General features: G+C 70.2%; 9 protein-coding genes and 1 pseudogene. 4 read left to right on the forward strand and 6 right to left on the reverse strand.

Annotation, left to right across the window (positions count from 1 at the left end):
* Window positions 1–525: 525 nt before the first annotated feature.
* Together AB0B76_RS43400 and AB0B76_RS43405 are read right to left on the reverse strand one after the other, a co-directional pair.
* Entirely contained in the window at window positions 526–924 is a 399-nt protein-coding gene (locus AB0B76_RS43400) for a hypothetical protein (RefSeq protein WP_360387041.1), read from the reverse strand.
* Window positions 917–5,221: a fibronectin type III domain-containing protein gene (locus tag AB0B76_RS43405; protein WP_360387043.1), complete on the reverse strand. Its 4,305-nt coding sequence runs from the start codon at window positions 5,219–5,221 to the stop codon at window positions 917–919. The genes AB0B76_RS43400 and AB0B76_RS43405 overlap by 8 nt, the downstream gene beginning before the upstream one ends.
* A gap of 264 nt (window positions 5,222–5,485) precedes the next feature.
* Between AB0B76_RS43405 and AB0B76_RS43410 the strand changes: the two genes are divergently transcribed.
* Both AB0B76_RS43410 and AB0B76_RS43415 read left to right on the forward strand, forming a co-directional pair.
* Window positions 5,486–5,737, forward strand: a complete 252-nt coding sequence (locus AB0B76_RS43410) for a hypothetical protein (RefSeq protein ID WP_360387045.1) — start codon at window positions 5,486–5,488, stop codon at window positions 5,735–5,737.
* A gap of 88 nt (window positions 5,738–5,825) precedes the next feature.
* Window positions 5,826–6,863, forward strand: coding sequence for a Gfo/Idh/MocA family oxidoreductase (locus AB0B76_RS43415; RefSeq protein WP_360387048.1), 1,038 nt, complete (start codon window positions 5,826–5,828; stop codon window positions 6,861–6,863).
* 456 nt (window positions 6,864–7,319) lie between these two features.
* Here the strand turns inward: AB0B76_RS43415 and AB0B76_RS43420 are convergent, their stop codons facing one another.
* Complete coding sequence (locus AB0B76_RS43420) at window positions 7,320–8,360, reverse strand: hypothetical protein (RefSeq protein ID WP_360387051.1); 1,041 nt, start codon at window positions 8,358–8,360, stop codon at window positions 7,320–7,322.
* 575 nt (window positions 8,361–8,935) lie between these two features.
* On the opposite strand from AB0B76_RS43420, the gene AB0B76_RS43425 reads away from it, so the two are divergent.
* Complete coding sequence (locus AB0B76_RS43425; RefSeq protein ID WP_360387053.1) at window positions 8,936–11,773, forward strand: AAA family ATPase; 2,838 nt, start codon at window positions 8,936–8,938, stop codon at window positions 11,771–11,773.
* A 135-nt stretch (window positions 11,774–11,908) separates the two neighbouring features.
* Entirely contained in the window at window positions 11,909–13,486 is a 1,578-nt protein-coding gene (locus tag AB0B76_RS43430) for a hypothetical protein (protein WP_360387055.1), read from the forward strand.
* Between the two features lie 330 nt (window positions 13,487–13,816).
* On the opposite strand, the gene AB0B76_RS43435 is transcribed toward AB0B76_RS43430, so the two are convergent.
* The 3 genes and pseudogenes from AB0B76_RS43435 to AB0B76_RS43445 all read right to left on the reverse strand — a co-directional run.
* Entirely contained in the window at window positions 13,817–14,671 is an 855-nt protein-coding gene (locus AB0B76_RS43435) for a hypothetical protein (protein ID WP_360387057.1), read from the reverse strand.
* Window positions 14,664–15,188 carry a sigma-70 family RNA polymerase sigma factor gene (locus AB0B76_RS43440; protein ID WP_360387060.1) on the reverse strand — a complete coding sequence of 175 codons (525 nt, stop codon included), beginning with the start codon at window positions 15,186–15,188 and terminating at the stop codon, window positions 14,664–14,666. The genes AB0B76_RS43435 and AB0B76_RS43440 overlap by 8 nt, the downstream gene beginning before the upstream one ends.
* A gap of 307 nt (window positions 15,189–15,495) precedes the next feature.
* Window positions 15,496–15,946, reverse strand: a pseudogene (locus tag AB0B76_RS43445) (DDE-type integrase/transposase/recombinase); the annotation flags it as partial.
* Between the last annotated feature and the right edge of the window lie 600 nt (window positions 15,947–16,546).

Raw genomic sequence — 16,546 nt, forward strand, 5'->3', positions numbered from 1 at the left:
TGACGCGTGTTCAGCGTCACCGGCGTGCCGTTCGACCCGGCCGTCGCCGAAGGTGAGCAGACCGTCGAGCGCAACAGCCGCTCGCTGACCCCGGTCTCGCGGCGAGGTCGCCGATCCGCACGTACACCTCCGGGGCTTGACCTTCACACCGATGTGAAAGATTACCGTCGCGGGGTAACGAACCGGCGCAACAAAAGGTGCGGCAACCGGACTACGACCCGGACGTCGTGATACCGCTCGACCGCGCGATACGCAAGCGACGAGTCCTCCACGGCCTGATCAACGAGTACCGCCGAGCAGCCTGACCACAGCGGAAAACGACCAGCTCACAGCCAATGCACGGAAATTGGCACGGCACAGGGGTTCCGCTCGCTGCGAACGGCGTGAAGATCATGCTGTTACCGGAACGTTGGTGGTTCTTTCCCGACAAGCCGGACATTTTGCCGCCATGCGTTGCTTGTCACCCAGGACCAGTGGTGTGCGCCACGCCCCCTTGACCGGCGCAAGAAAGGGAACGCGGCGGGGCTACGAGCCGTGGCCAGCGTGGCCGTCGTGGGCGGTCGCGCTGACCGTGCACGCGGCGTCCGGGGGGTTGGCGCGCACGACGATCAGGGCGCGGCCCGTCACCGTGGCGCCGGGTGCGACCCGGTTGACCAGGCCGACGCCGGAGCCGAGCGGGCTGCCGGCCGCGGTCACCGTGAGCTCCACCTTGTAGGCGTGCTCCACGCGGTCCCCGTTGACGACCGTGTAGGTGACGTTGGCCGAGCCCGCGTTCTGCAGGTCGCAGGAGGCGACGCGGGCGGTCACGCGCTGCGGGCCGACCGGAGTGCTGGCCGGCGTCAGCACCACCGCGAGCACCCCGACCCCCACGAGGACCGGGATCTCGGCCAACAGCGGGGTCAGACGGGCCGGAAGCCTAGGCATGCTTGAACACCACCGTCGCCATCAGCCAGACCGTCGACGCGCCCGTGGTCGCGCTGGCCGCCGGGGTGCCGCCGGCGCCGACCACGGTGTCCTCGACGAGCATGTCCATGTTGCCGTTCGGGGACAGGTTCACCCGCGTCGTGTAGCCCGGGTCCCCGGTCAACGTATTACCGAAGCCCGAGTCGGCGTAGAACCCGATCGCCAGCTCGCCGTCGCCGGTGACGGCCGGGGTGGCGGCCGGCTTCACCACCTGCTGGCTGGTGGTGGTGCCGGTGCCGGTCGCCTGCTGGTCGACGGCACCGGCGCCGGCGGCGGCCGACAGGCCGGAGTACTCGGCCACCGCGATCCCGACGTCGGCCGACGCGCTGACGTTCGCCGTAATGGTGGGCTTGGTGCCACCGGTCGCCACCACGGCGGTCCACACGCTGACCTGCGTGTGATCGGACGCGGTGAACGAGGTGAGCTTCGTGAAGACGTCACCGGCGCTGTCGGTGACCGTGCTGACCGTCGCCGACCCGGAACTCCACACGCCGACCTCGACGACCAGCCGGTTGTTGGTCGTCGCGTTGGCCGGCAGGGTGACGGCCAGGCTGGTCTTGCCGGCGCCCTGGGCCGATACCTGCTGGACGAAGGCCGGCGCGGTCACGTTCGTCGGGGTCACCGGGGTGGAGGCGGCGGAGTCCGGTGAGGTACCGACCGCGTTCGTCGCCGACACCTTGAAGGTGTACGCGGTGCCGTTGGTCAGCCCGGTCACGGCCGCCGTCGGCGCCGTCACCGTCACCGGGGTCTGCGCGGTGCTGCCGATGTAGGGCGTCACCGTGTAGGACGTGATGGCGCTGCCCCCGTTGGCCGGTGCCGACCAGCTCACGGTCGCCGAAGCGTTGCCGGCGGTGGCGGTCACCCCGCTCGGCGCGGCCGGGGCGGTCGGCGGTCCGGCCGTGCCCGGCTTGAACACGAGCGTGCCGAGCAGCCAGGTCGTGCTCGCCCCGGCGCCGACCGCCGCGTTGGGCTTGGCGCCGGCCGCGACGACCTGGTCCTCGGTGAGCAGGTCCATGTTGCCGTTGGGTGAGACGTTGCCGCGCACGGTCCAGCCGCTGCCGGGGGTGAGCGGATGGTTGAAGCCCGAGTCGCCGTAGAAGCCGATCGCCAGCTCGTTGCCGGTCGCGGTGGCCGCGGTCGCGCCTGACTGAACCGTCGCGGCACCCGACGTGGTGCCCGAGTTGGTGGCCGCGACATCGACCACGCTGGTATCGGCCACAGCGGATAGTCCGCTGTACTCCATCGCGACGACGCCGACGTCGGCGGTGCTGGACGCGCGGGCGGTGATGACCGGTGCCTGCCCTCCCCCGCCGGTGACCGGCGCGGTCCAGACGCTCAGCTCGGTGTTGTCGCCGGCCTTCCAGTGCGCCACTTCGGTGAACGGGTCTCCGGCCGAGTCGGTCACCCCGCTGGTCGTCGCGCCGGTGCTGCTCCACGTGCCGACCTCGACGACGAGCCGGTTGCCCGGGCCGAGGTTCGCCGGCAGGGTGACCGACTGCGTGCCGGCCGTGCCCTGGGCGCCGGTCTGCTGCACGAACGTCGGGGTGGTCACCGTGCCCGGCGTCACCGCGTTGGAAGCGGCCGAGGCGGGCGACGTCCCGATCGCGTTCGTCGCCGTCACCTTGAAGGTGTACGCGGTGCCGTTGGTCAGCCCGGTCACGGTCGCGGTCGTGGCCGGCGGGTTGCCGGTCACCGTCATCGGGGTCTGCGCGGTAGTGCCGACGTATGGCGTGACGGTGTATCCGGTGACCGGACTGCCGCTGTTCGGTGGCGCGGTCCACCGCACTGTCGTGAACCCGTCGCCGGCCGTGGCGCTCACCCCGGTCGGCGCCGCGGGCGCGGTCGGCGCCTGGGACAGCTGCACCATCGAGGCGACCGACGGCACGCCCTTGTCGTTGACGATGAACAGCATGTAGTAGCCGGGCGGCGCGAGCGCCGAACTGGCCGGTGCCTGCACCGACAGCGTGGAGCCGTTGGCGGTGAAGCTCAGCGGCACGAAGTGCTGGTTCATGTCCATCTGGTGGGTGTCGGCGCCCAGCGAGACGAGGTTCACCGAGCTGATGCTTGCCGCGTCGGGGGTCGACACCGTGATGCTGCCGCCGTAGGACGCGCCCGCCGACGCCGAGGTGATCGTCGGCCGCGCTCCGGTGGACAGGTACGGCGGGGAGTAGTACTGCGCCGAGTACTGTCCCGCGTTACCCTGCCCGAACGGGTGACCGCCGCCCGCGACGAGCACCCGGCCGTCCGGCATGAGCAGCGCGGTCGAGTGGTAGTTGCGGGCCGCCGCCATCGAGGCGCCGGTCGTCCACGCCTGCGTGGCCGGGTCCCAGATCTCGGTCGACAGCACGCCCGAGGTGACGATGCCCTGGTTGGTGTCGGTGTTGCCGCCGACCGCGAGCACCTTGCCGTCGGCCAGCATCGTCAGCGTGTGATACACGCGGGCCGAGCTCATCGGCGCCGCCGCCGTCCAGGTCGGGCCGGCCGAGGTGAGGTCGATGGTGGCGGCCGTGTTGAACGCCGGCCCCGCCGCGTTGACGTTGGCGCCGCCGCCGGTGTACAGCACCTTGCCCGGCCGGTACATCACCGAGGATCCATTGTGGACGCCGCTGGTCCCGCCGATCTGGGTCCAGGTCTGCGCGTTGACGTCGAGCAGGAACGAGTTGTCCTCGTCCGGGCCGATCGCGAAGACCTTCCCGCTGGGCAGCAGGTAGGAGAACGGGTACTCGGTCTCGTGGATCTGCGGGGTGGACACGCTGGACAGCAGGGTCCAGGTGTTGGTCGACGGGTCGTACACCTCGGGCGTGTCGGCCCAGTGTGCCGACGTGGTGTCGTTGCCGCTGAGCGCCACGTACCGGCCGTCGGCCAGTTCGGTCACCGTCGGGTACCAGCGCGGGAAGTGCATGTCGGCGACGCGCGACCAGTTGTTGGTGGCCGGGTCGAAGATGTTCGTGTCGACAATGCCGAGCTTGCCGGTGGTCAGGCCGCCGTAGCCGCCGACGACGAGCACCCGGCCGTCGGGCAGGGAGGCCCCGCCGTCGCAGAAGACACTCGTCGGCGCGTTGACGGTGGTGAACGTGCTCGGCGTCGACGGGTTCCAGATGACCGACGGCTGCGGCTGCTGCCAGCCGTCCCAGGCGACCACGTTGCCGTTGTAGAGCAGCGTGTTGGACAGCGCGACGATCGGCCAGGTCTGCAGGCTCGACCAGGAGCCGCCGGGTGAGGAGCCGGGGGTGACCGCGTTGGAGGCCGCCGAGGCGGGCCCGCTGCCGACCGCGTTGGTGGCGGTGACCGTGAACGTGTAGGCGGTGCCGTTGGTCAGCCCGGACACCGTCGCGGTCGTCGCCGGCGGGTTGCCGGTGACGGTCGTGGTGGCCTGCGCCGTCGTTCCCACGTACGGCGTGACGGTGTAGCCGGTGACCGGGCTGCCGCCGTTGGCGGGCGCGTTCCAGGTGACCGTGGCAACGCGGTCGCCCGCGGTGGCGGTCACGCCGCTGGGCGCCGACGGCGCGGTGGGCGGGCTGCCGGAGCGCAGCACGAGCACCGCCATCAGCCAGGTGGTGCTGGCGCCGGTGCCGACCGTCGCCGAGACGGTCGAGCCGGCGGACACCACCTTGTCCTCGGCCAGCAGCTCCATGTCGCTGTTCGGTGACAGGTTGGCCCGCTGGGAGAACCCGCTGCCGGCGGTCAGGGAGGCGCTGAAGCCCGAGTCGGCGTAGAACCCGAGCGCCAGCTCACCGTTGGCGCCCGTGGCGCCCGTGGTTCCCGAGCTGACGCTGCCCGCACTCGAGGTGGTACCGGCGGTGTGGGCCTGCTGGTCCAGCACCGTCGCGTCGGTGACGGTGGACAGTCCCGAGTACTCCAACGCCAGTACCCCCACATCGGCCGACGACGTGGGCTTGGCCGTGATGGTGGGCCTCGTGCCGCCCGTCGCCACGACGGCGGTCCACACGCTCATCTCCGTGTGGTCGGCCGCGGTGAAGCTGAGCAGCTTGATGAACGTGTCGCCGGCGTCGTCGGTGACCGTGCTGATCGTGGCGCTCTTCGAGTTCCACACCCCGACCTCGACGATGAGGCGGTTGCCGGCGACCGTGCTGGACGGCAGCGTGACGGCGCGGGTGCTACCGAGCCCGTGCGCCGTTGCCTGCTGGACGAAGCTGGGCGTGGCGGCGGCGTAGCTGGACGTGCCGGCCGTCACGCCGGCGGCGGTCACCCCCACGCATACCGCGCCAATCGCCACCTTCCGGGACAACGACCGCATGCCTACTCCTGCATCCGACGAGGGCGAGCCCCCCACACAGTGTGAGGACGGTGCAGTGTCCCCACACTGTGATTCACGCCGGACCGGTGAGCAACATTCACGACAGTGCCAGGTCCCGGTTTTGCACGTTCGGCTGACCGACGCTCCTCCTCGCGTCGGGTCAGATGCCCGCGGCGACCGGGCGGCCGGTGCCTCGGCCCGTCGGGGAGTGGCTCAGCTGCCAGGCGCGCGACGACCCTTATCGCCCCGCACGGCGGGACGATCGTGGACGAGTACTTCGACGCAGGCCGCTCTCGCGCGTTGCCATGGCAGCGTCGGCTCGACGCCGAGCGGCTGTTTGACGCGTTGCGTGGTCCAGGCCGAGGGTTCGACGATGTGGTGATCGGTGAGCCGCACCGTGCTTTCTACGGCAACCAATTCGGGTTGACGTTGCCGTTGTTCGAGCATTTCCGGGCGCGGCTGTGGGTGCCGGAGGTCGGCGGTCCGATCGATCCGCAGGACGAGGCGCATGGATGAGGTGCACCAGGGGGACGGAAGCGGGTCATGGCAACCGCGGTGTAGCTTTCGCCGTGGGTACCCGAAACAGCCAACTCGAAGGACGAACGTGAGCACGAGCGGAACCTCTTTGCCCAACGCGCGAACCGCCGACCCCGGCGACGCGCCGCCGATCAAGTGGGGCATCATCGCGCCTGGATGGATTGCGGGTCAGTTCGCCAACGCCGTCCATCGGCACTCGAAGTCCAGGGTTGTCGCTGTCGGCTCCAGCTCGGCGGATCGCGCCCAGGAGTTCGCCGCGCGTCACGGAGTCGGACGCGCGTACGGCTCCTACGAGGCACTCGTCGCCGATCACGACATCGATGCCGTTTACGTCGCGTCGCCGCACAGCCATCATTTCGAGCAGGCCCGCTTGGCGCTGCTCGGCGGCAAGCCGGTCCTCGTCGAGAAGGCTTTCACGCAGAACGCGTCGCAGGCGTCGGAACTCATCGAGCTGGCCCGCACCTCGGGCGCGCTGCTGATGGAGGCCATGTGGAGTCGCTTCCTGCCGCACTACGACATCGTGCGTCAGCTGCTTGCTGACGGCGCACTCGGCGAGGTGCAGACGGTGATCAGCGACCATGGCCAGTACTTCGAGATCGAGCCGACGCACCGGCTGCTCAACCCTGCGTTGGCCGGCGGCGCGCTGCTCGATCTCGGGATCTACCCCGCCTCGTTCACGTCCTTCGTCCTCGGCGCGCCCGACGAGATTCAGGCCACAGGCACCATGACGACGACCGGCGTTGATGCCCAGGTCTCCGCGGTGCTGCGGACCGGGCGCGCGCACGGCGTCATCTCCACGACCCAGACCGCGGCCTCACCGACCACAGCAAGCATCTCCGGCACCGCCGGTCGGATCGAGATCGCTGGCCCGTTCTATCAGCCGCAACCCGTGCGCTTTACCGATCTGACCGGCAACACGCGGGAGACCGCACCAGCGTCCGTCGCCGGTCACGAGGGCCTCGTCTACCAGGCAGCGCACTTCGCGGAGCTGCTGACCGCGGGATCAACCGAGTCGCCGCTGCTTCCCCTCGGCGAAACTCTGTCCATCATGCAGACCCTCGATGAGATCCGACGTCAGATCGGGCTCGCCTACCCCAACGAGTAGCGCACCACAGTTCGGTCGAAGGCAGCGGCGGGACCGCGCCGCGCGTTCACGCCTTGTCGACCAGGACCCGGTCCGGGCGGGTTCGGCCGGTCGCCGTCGGTCGTCGCCTCGCCCGAGGCGATCTGGGTGTCGCCAATGCTGTCCGCGTCCGCGGAGGGCGCCGAGGCCGCCGCGCCGAACCGGGGTCGCCTCGAAACGGCCATGCCGTCCGACCCGTCGGGCGCCGCGACCGCTGCTTCAGCCGACATGACGGCCTCAGGTGAGGCTCGAGTTGCGGCAGGCCGTCGAGCATCCGCTTGCGCCGGAACGCGCCTTGTCGGCCATGTTCACGCTTCAGCCGTTCCACACGCCTGTGGTTGTTCACACGTCGCGCCGACCTCGCAACGCATCGGAGCCGCTCGACGTGATGTAGACCTGTCGGAACGGACGTCGCCTGAGGGTCGGCGGTCGGCCCGTTCAGCTCTGCCGGAGTGCCGGCATTGGCACCGGGACGCTCAGTGCGGTGGCTCCGGCACCGGCACCGCCTTGGCAGGTGTTCGGCGGCACGGTGCCGATGCCCCGCGTGGCGGGTCGCTCGGCGGCCCAGAACATGAAGCCGAGCATGCCCGCTGTGGTACCGGCACCGTTGGGCACGACCGTCTGCACGTACGGGGCGGTGGCCCGCTGTAGCGAGCTGTTGTAGTCGACGCATTCCGGTAGGGCCTTGCCGCCGTATGCGATGTAGATGGCGCCGGTGAATTTGGCCGGCGCCAGCGGTGGGAGCGGCGGGCTGTACTGCGGCTTGCCGTCGACGTGCTCCTGCCAGCTCGCCTGTGAGCTGCTCGCCGAGGCGGGCCGGGCGGGCACCATGGCGTTTGCGTAGTCGAGTACCGGGGTGTCGGTGCGCAGCCAGTCACCGGTGGCCTTGCGGTTCAAGGATATGAGCCAGCGGTCGCCCGCCGCGACATCGATGGTGAGCCGGGCCTGGGGTCGGGTACCGGTGGCGTCATACGGGTAAACGCTGCGGTAGGCATCGATGAAGGCCTGCAGGGCGGTGACGTTCGGGTCGGTGTTCTGCTCATAGTCGATCTCGATGCCCACGCCGAGCTGGCTGGCCACGGCGGCGGCCCGCTGCCCGAACAGCGTCGGGTTCTCGGCGAGGGCGGCGTCCCAGTCGTCGGTGTAGGTGATACCACCGATGGAGAGCATCACTCGTACGCCGCGCGAGGTGAAGTAGTTGACGATCTCGGAGGTCATGCCACGCGGTACGCCGTTGAGCGTCGTCGCGTCGGTGGTCTGGTGCAGCAGCGAGAGCGGATTGACGAAGCTGAGGACGACCACGTTGACGGAGGGGCGAGCGTCACCTCGGTCGATCAACCAGTGGTTCTGGCTGTCGAACTCGGCGATGCTGCGGACCGCACCCCAGGTGCAGTAGTCGTTGCCGCAGTGCCAGGCGCCGTAGATCTGTACGGGGGTGACGGCCTGGCTCGCGTTGGCGATCTCGGCTGGGGTGCTCATGCCGGCTTGCAGGCCGGCCGGGAGAGCCGCTGCGGCGGGTGGCGCGCCTGATGCCAGTAGGAGCAGAACCGCCGCCAGCAGTAGGGACCGTCGCATGATGACCTCCCAGGCAGATCAGTACACTTTATTTACAGTAAGTTCTTGCATACGTCAATATCCTTCGGTCTGGAGCGTTCGGGGCGGACAGCGACGACGCAGCGGGGTCGGCGGTGTTTGGCGGTACGTCTACCGCGCCCCCGACCAGTACGGCCAAGTCATCGGCGTGTCCGCCGGGCGAGGCGCGCGTCGACGAGAGCGTGCCGGGCGTGGGCCAGCGGCCGGTCGAGGCGCCGGCCCTCGTGGGCGAACCAGGCCAGTTCGCGAAGCCCGTCGAGCGGCCGGCCGCGTCGACCCCGGTCGATGTCTTTATCGGCCAGGGAGCTCCATGCCCGTGCTGAGCGTCAAAGACGATGCTGTGACGCCTGGCTGACGCGGCGGGGCAACGGCCGGGCCGCAACGCTGGTCCCAGCCGCGCTCGACGGGCTAGGCTGACGCCGCTGCTACCTTCACTCACCGGACTGGATGTTCAGGGCGGAATGGCAGACGGGGCGACATACGGCAGGCTGATCGGCCGCGACGCTGAGCGCAGCCTGCTGGCGAATGCCGTGTCGAGCGCGGCGGACGGGGCGCTGCGGGCCGTGGTGGTGCGTGGCGATCCGGGGATGGGCAAGACCCGTCTGCTCGCCGAGCTGGCCGATCTGGCCCGGGCCCGGGGCTTCGCCGTCCATCACGGGCAGGCGACCGAGTTCGAGCGTGACGTACCGTTCGGCGTCTATCTCGCCGCTTTCGAACCCCAGCCGGGTGATCCGGACCGGGACGCGCAGGGTGCGCTGACCGAGCTGCTGGTGGACGCCACCGGGCCGTCCGAGGCCCGGCGGGCGGGGCTCGACCGCTACCGGCTCTTCCAACGCGCGCGCCGGCTCATCGAGGATCAAGGGGCCGCCGGCCCGGTCGCCATCGTGCTCGACGACCTGCACTGGGCCGACCAGTCCTCTGTGGAGCTTACCGAGTACCTGCTGCGGCGCCCGCCGCGGGCGGCGTTGCTGATCGCCACCGCGTACCGTGCCGCCCAGGTGCCCGCGGGCATTGCCCGGGCCGTCGCCGAGCTCGGCGACGCGACCGTGCACATCAGCCTCGCGCCGCTGGGCGAGACCGACGTGGCGGCTCTGCTGCCGGAGGCGGACCGCGGCCGGCGGCAACTGCTGTACCGCACCACCCATGGGAACCCGCTCTACCTGCAGGCGCTCGCCGACGCCAGCGAGGCGACGCTCACCGCGCTCGCGGAGGCCGGGGAGGCGGCGACCGGCGCACCCGAGCGGGCGCTGCTGGACGTGCTCAGCACCGAGCTGACCGTCCTGACGCCGGACGTCCGGCAGGTGGCCAGCGCGGCGGCGGTGGCCGGCGAACCGATCTCGTTGGACCTCGTCGCGTCCATCACCGAACTGCCCGGTGCCGCCTTCGACCACGCCATCGACCACCTGGTCGGCGCGGGCCTGGTGGTTGAGGCGGACGCCGCGTTCCGGTTCCGCCACCCCCTGGTCCGGGCCGCGGCGTACTGGATGGCCGGCGCGGCCTGGCGGTCGCGCGCACACGACCGGGCGGCGGAGTACCTGCGCGCCAAGGGCGGCCCGCTGCAGCTGCTGGCCCATCACACCGCACAGTCGGCGCAGCACGGCGACCTGCAGGCGGTGCGGACGCTGGAGGCGGCGGCCGCGGCGGCGCTGGATGCCGCGCCGTCCACCGCCGTCCGGCTGCTGCGGACCGCGATCCGGCTGCTGCCGGACGAGGTGGACCGGGCCCTGTGGCGGGTCCGGCTGCAATGGGCGCTGGGCCGCGCGCTGGGGGTGACCGGCGATCTGGCGGCCAGCCGGCAGATCCTCCAGGAGGTGATGCGGGCGTCGGCGCCGCTGCGGATCGCGGCGGCGGGCTTCTCCTCGATGATCTATCGGCTGCTCGGCGACTTCGACGAGGCGAAAGCACTGGTCACCACCGAGCTGACCCGGCCGCAGGCGCGCGAGCGGTCGACCAGCCTGGCTCAGGTCGGGCTGGCCGCGGTCGAGCTGATGGGGCGGGAGCCGGGCAAGGCCCGGCTGGCGGCGGCCGTCGCGCTGCGGTCCCTGAAGGACGCGGACGACGAGCCGCTGGAGTCGGCCGCCCGGGCCATCCACGCGCTGGCCAGCCTGCGTGACGGCGACGTCGCGGCGAGCCGGAGCGAGGCCGACCGGGCGGCGTGGCTGACGGACGCCATGACCGACGACGCGCTCGCGCCGCACCTCGAGCTGATCGCGCCGCTGGCCTGGGTCGAGCTGCACCTGCGGCGCTACGACGACGCGTCGCGACACCTGCGCCGCGGGCTGGACATCGCGTACCGCGCCGGGCGCAGCCACAGCGTGCCGTACCTGCTGATCGTCGTGTCTGCGCTGAACGAGCGGCAGGGCCGGCTGCCCGAGGCGGTGACCGCCGCCGAGGAGGCCCGCGAGGCGTCCCGGCTGATCCACAGCCGGGAGACCCTGGCCATGTCCAGCATCCTGTTGCTGCGTCCGCTGTTGTGGCGGGACGGACCGCGAGCCGCCCTGGAACTGGCCGAACGGATCTCCGGGACCCGGCCCCGGTCGGGCTGGTGGTCCGGGCTGGCGCGGCTCGACCTTGCGCTGGTCTACGCCGAGGCCGGGCAGCCGGACCGTGCTCTGGCCGCGCTGACCGCGGAGGACCCGGCCGACGAGCCGACCAGGACTTACTGCCTGGCCCTCCAGGCGATGGCCACCGCCACCGCCGGTGCCCGGTCGGAGGCCGGCTCGCTCGCCGAACGGGCCCTGTCCCGGGCGACGGAGTCGGGCCTGGCGCATCAGTTGGGCTTCGCGCACCGGGCGCAGGCGAAGGTGCTCATGCTGTGCGGGCGGTCGAAGGACGCGGCCGGGTACGCGGAACAGGCCGCCGACCACTTCGCCGCGGCCGGTGCGCCGGTCGAGGAGGGACTCACGCGGCAGCTCGCCGCCGAGCTGTATACCGCGCTGGGCTCGGTCGGGCAGGTCCGCGACGAGATAGGCCGGGCCAAATCCCTGTTCGCCGCGGCCGGGGCGGCCTGGCTCTCGGCCGCGTTGGCGCGCGACGAGCGTCGGCTGGCCGCCCGAGCGCCCCGGGGGCAGCGGCGACCGGCCGATCCGCTCGAAGCGCTCACCACCCGGGAACGGCAGATCGCCGACCTCGTCGTGGGCGGGCTGACGAACCAGCAGATCGCGGAGCGGCTGCACCTGAGCCCCAAGACGGTGGAGGCGCACCTCTCCCACACCTTCGCGAAGCTCGGCGTGCAATCGCGCGTCACGCTCGCTCAGCTCCTGGCCGTGGACGCTGGTCGATTCAGGGGGGTGGGGTAGGGAACCGCCCGATGCTAGCGACGGCCGCCGTGCAGCATGCTGCTGCGGCAAAGCCACCGCAATCATCGAGGGATGTACCACATGCCACGCACCCCTGTCCCAAGACGTACCCAGCTACGCCTCGTCCTGACGGCGTTGTTCGCCGCGCTGGGGCTGCTCCTGCCGGCCGCTATGGCGGGCGCCGATCCGATACCGCTGCCGCCTCGACCGCCGTTCCCGTCGGTGCTGCCGTGCCCGCCGACCTGTGTCGACCTGCCCGGAGCGGACCCGTACGACGCCGTCGTCTACGGCGACAGCTACACGAGTGGTGAGGGCGCGAGCCATGACCACATGTACCTGCCGAAGGCCGATGGCACGGAGGACTTCCGTCACCAGTCCGGTCTCGCGCCCTTCGTCGTGGCCTGGACAGCCCTGGAACTGGGTCGGTTCCCGTTTCGGCGGATGACCCTCACCTCGAACACGATGACGACGACCTTCTCACGCGACCGGCTCTTCTTCAAAGCCTCGTCCGGGGCGTTGATCAAGCACCTCAACGAGCCGCAGCCGGACTGCGACGGCTGCACGGCCATCCGCAACGAGCGCCAGGCTGTGGACGTCCCGACCGGTGCCAAGATTGTCTACTTCGGGCTCGGTGGCAACGACGCCGGTTTCGCCAGCCTGGTCGGCACGGCGGTGAAGGCGTATCTGAACCCGGTCAGCGGCATCTTCACGGTGGGAGGATGGCAGCAGGTCCAGGAGCAGGCGGTGGCCGCGGAGGTGGGTCGGTTGCAGCCGCAGATCGACGGTCTCAAGGACAAGGTCGCGAACGGGCTGAGGGACGTCCGGGAAACGCATCCGACGGCCGAGATCGTGGTGCAGCTCTACCCGGTGCCGGTCAAGCCATCGGGCAACACCGGCATCCGAGAGCTCACCGGCCGGAGCATGGACCTGATGTATCCGTTCGCGGTCAAGGTGAACCAGGCCATCCGGGACGGGGTGGCGCAATTCCAGTCCACGTTTCCGGCGACGAAGGTCCACATCTTCGACCCGAACACCGCCGGTCCGAACGGGACCAGCCTGATCGCCGGACACGAGCTCGGTCAGCCCGAACCGTACATCCAGGGTCTCGTCCGCCGCCCGGGCATCTTCTGGCAAGGAGACTACTTCAAGTCGTACCAGGAGAGCTTCCACCCGAACGAGCTCGGCTCGGTGGTCGTGGGCAGGGCGCTCGCGACCTTCCTGGCCGGGACGTTCCCGTCGCTCTTTCCGAAGGGGCCGAACTTCGCCGCGCTGACCATCAATCCGCAGCCGTTGGCCACGTCGGACGAGGATATCCAGGCGTTTGACCAATACGCGGCGGCCAACCTATCGCAGCTCTGCGAGGGGACCGATGTCGACAGCATGTGCCGGGCCATCACCCCGACCGGCATCGTCATCCAGCACGACCTCTGGTTCAACCCGAACTGGCATTCACCGGTCGGCGGGGACCCGACTCCGGGCGGCTCCGACACGGGTTCACCCGGCGGCGGTGGCGGTGGCGGTTCGACCTGGAATCCGGTCGACTACATTCCCAAGGACCCGTGCGACATCTTCAAGCCGGTCGGCGACGTCTGGTTCTTCGGGGACATGCAGATCCAGGGTGGGCAGGTCCAGACCCGGACACCGATCAAAAACCTGATGTTGTTCAACCCGCCCAAGTGCATCCCGGGCATCGGACTGGTCTATTACGACTGACACTCGCTCGGCACGCCAACCGCCGCCGCCCCGACCGCTTGCGTCGGGGCGGCGGCGCCGTGATCAGCGGGGTACGGCCCGATCACCGCATGTTCGTGAACCGGACGATCGAGTTACCGTAACGCTCTGCAGCGAGCCGATCGACCGGGCCCCCGCAGCAGTTCACCGGCATCGCCAGGCGCGGACTCACGCGGATCGAGCGGTGGGTACTGTTCCGAGTCGAGATCCGGTTGCGTCGTCGGTGGAGTATTCGTCCCGGCCATGGCTGCCGTTCGTCAGGCCGCGGCAGTTGCCCGGGGGCCGGCCGGATGGTCCGGCCCCCGGGATGTGTCAGTTGCCTTCGCCGGCCCCGCCGCGCTGACTGGGGCCGGGGTTGGCGGGCGGGGTGGGTTCGGTGCCGTCCGGGGACACCCAGATGACGATGCTGTTGTCCGTGCCGTAGGCGGCGCTGTAGACCTTCCACGAGCCTGGGACCTGGTCGGCTGGGGCGTCCAGCGACTGCCAGCCGACGCGGTACAGGATGGTCTTGTTCTGTGTGGCGACGATCTTGCGGACCTCGGTGACGGTCTTGCCGCGCAGCGCGTCGGTCTTGGTGTCGCCGCCGGACGTGGTGCCGACCTCGTCCTCCTCGTCCGGCAGCGGGGCCCGGCCGAACGTGATCCGGGCGTACGACTTGAAGTCGAGCGGAACCTTGACGCCGACGGTGCAGGAGCCGTTGGACGTGCAGTGGCCGGGGTCTTCGATGTAGGACAGCTTCCCGGACTCGCCGACCTCGTCGAAGACGACCTTGCCGACTTCCTCCGGCCGGGCCGGAGCAAGGTTGATCTTGATGTCCAGGCCACGACGCTTGAGCTCGGCCTCGTACCGGGCCGGGTCCGCGGCCGGATCCTTGATCGTGATGACCAGGTAACCGGCGTCCTCGGTGATCGACAACGCGTTGGCCGGCGCCGGTCCGCCGATCGGCGAGGAGATCGGCAACGCGGCGAAGACGGCGAACGCGGCCGCGGCGAGCCCGGCGACGACCGAGACGGCGATCAGCCCACGGCGTCGGGTGCGGACCCGCGCGGGCCGGTCCGCGGTGGCCATGATGCCGTGCATGAGGGTCTCGTCGGGGCTCGTCCGGAGGTGAACGGTCGGGGCGAGCAGACGGATCAGGCCGTCCTGCTCCTCGTCGACGTCATGCATCGGAACTCCTGAGTGGCGTGGTGACAGAGGTCTGCGTGAGCGCGTCGGCGAGACGCTTGCGGGCCCGGTGCAACCGGATACGTGCAGCGTTGACGGAGCAGTCCAGCGTGACGGCGAGGTCCTCGGCGCTCAGCCCTTCCCAGGCAACGAGCCGCAACACCTCCTGATCAGCCTCGGTCAGGGTGGCGAATGCCGCCCCGAGCGACGCGGGAACGTCCGGCTGCACCACCGTCGCCTGCGACAGCTCCTGCCGCAGCCGCTCGGCCAGGTCGGCCCTCCGCCGGTTTGCCCGATGCTGGTTGGCCATCATGTTGCGAGCCACCCCGAACAGCCATGGGCGAGCCCGATCAAGGGGTACTTCGTCGATCCGCCGCCACGCCACGAGAAACGTGTCGGCGACAACATCGGCGGCGTCCTGCGGCCGGTCTACCCGGCGCAGCGCGTAGCCGAGCAGATCCTGATAACAGCTGCGATAGAGGTCTTCGAACTGAGCGGCGCTGGAGGGTGCTCGTGCCAAAGCGTGGCTCCCAGGATCTCACGGTGGGCGGTTGTCACCAGATACGTGTCCGCCCACGGCCGATCATTTCAACGCCCATTTCGCCGGCGCCGTGCCTGCGCAAGCCCCGTCCGTCCCGCCACACCGGAAAGCCTCGAGCGCTGTCCGCCTTCGCCGATCCGCTGGCACGCCAGCCCCATGCTGGCGGTGGTGATCAGGGCTCCGAACCACCCGCCCGCGGCGGGTTCGACCGGGTCGTGCCACCGTTCAAAATGGCGCTGTTGCGTATGCCGATCGGAGGACGCGTTGAGCAGCGTGGCCGGTCTCCGATCGCGGCGGCGAGCTCGGTGAATGCCGCAGCGATGCGCAGCCCGCGTGGGGCGTCGACGCCCAGTTCGTAGTGGCAGCGGCGGAGGTTCTGCATGAAGGCGTGTCCGGTGATGATGGTCTGTGCGCTGTGGTCGGTGTGCAGGCCGCGCATCGGTCTGAGCCGGTGTTTGAGCTGGCCGTGATCGGCCTCGATCCGGTTGTTGGCGTACCGCTCGACGTGATGCCACGCCGACGGGACCAACCGCCGACCTTGACATATGTTTCGTCGACGAACCACCTGTCACCGGGCGCGTGACGGCAAAACCGGGCTGCGTCGGCCGGTAGCGGCGTGAACCGTTGCACCCAACGGAGTACGGTGACGTGGTCGACCTCGGCAGGTACCAGCGAACGGCGACCACGATCACCTCCGGTGGGAACCGGAACCCGGCGAACACAGACCGTGGCGGCAGGGCTGGACACCGGCGGTTCGAGAGCTTCACCGTTCAAGCCTGCCTGACCAGCGGAACGCTCAATGCAACAGCGCCTCGTGGCCAGGCCGAACCGCAGCGTCCCGGCAGGACGCTCGGTCAGCCGGGCGAGCGGCAACGGCCCGCGCAGGCGTCCGGCGCCGACCGGCGGCGCGCCGGTCCGCGAATGCGGCTGGGCGGACGGGATGATCGGCCGGATCGGGCTGGTGGTCATCGCGACCACCAACCTGTGGTCGAACCGCCACGATCGTGCGTCGGATACGACGCGGCCGCGTGCTCGATTGCGCTCGAACACGCGGCTCGCAAAGTCGGCATGTACGCCGGATTCTGGTGTCGAAGGTCCGAGCGCGACCAAACCCCCACGCTCGTCGGCCCATCGACAACGATCCGACTTACATAGGTCGCCGGACGGCGCATCCAGACCACGTTGTTCGGAGGTTACCGTAGTCGGGCTGTCGCACGAAGTACCGGACAGGTAGTGCGGCTGCCCATGCCCCCGGTCGATCGGATCCATGCCCGGCCGTTCCTATAGGACAAGATCGGCATCGCGCCGGCACTTTAGGGTGTCGCCGACTGGCGCGC

This window comes from Dactylosporangium sp. NPDC049140 (genome assembly GCF_040648435.1).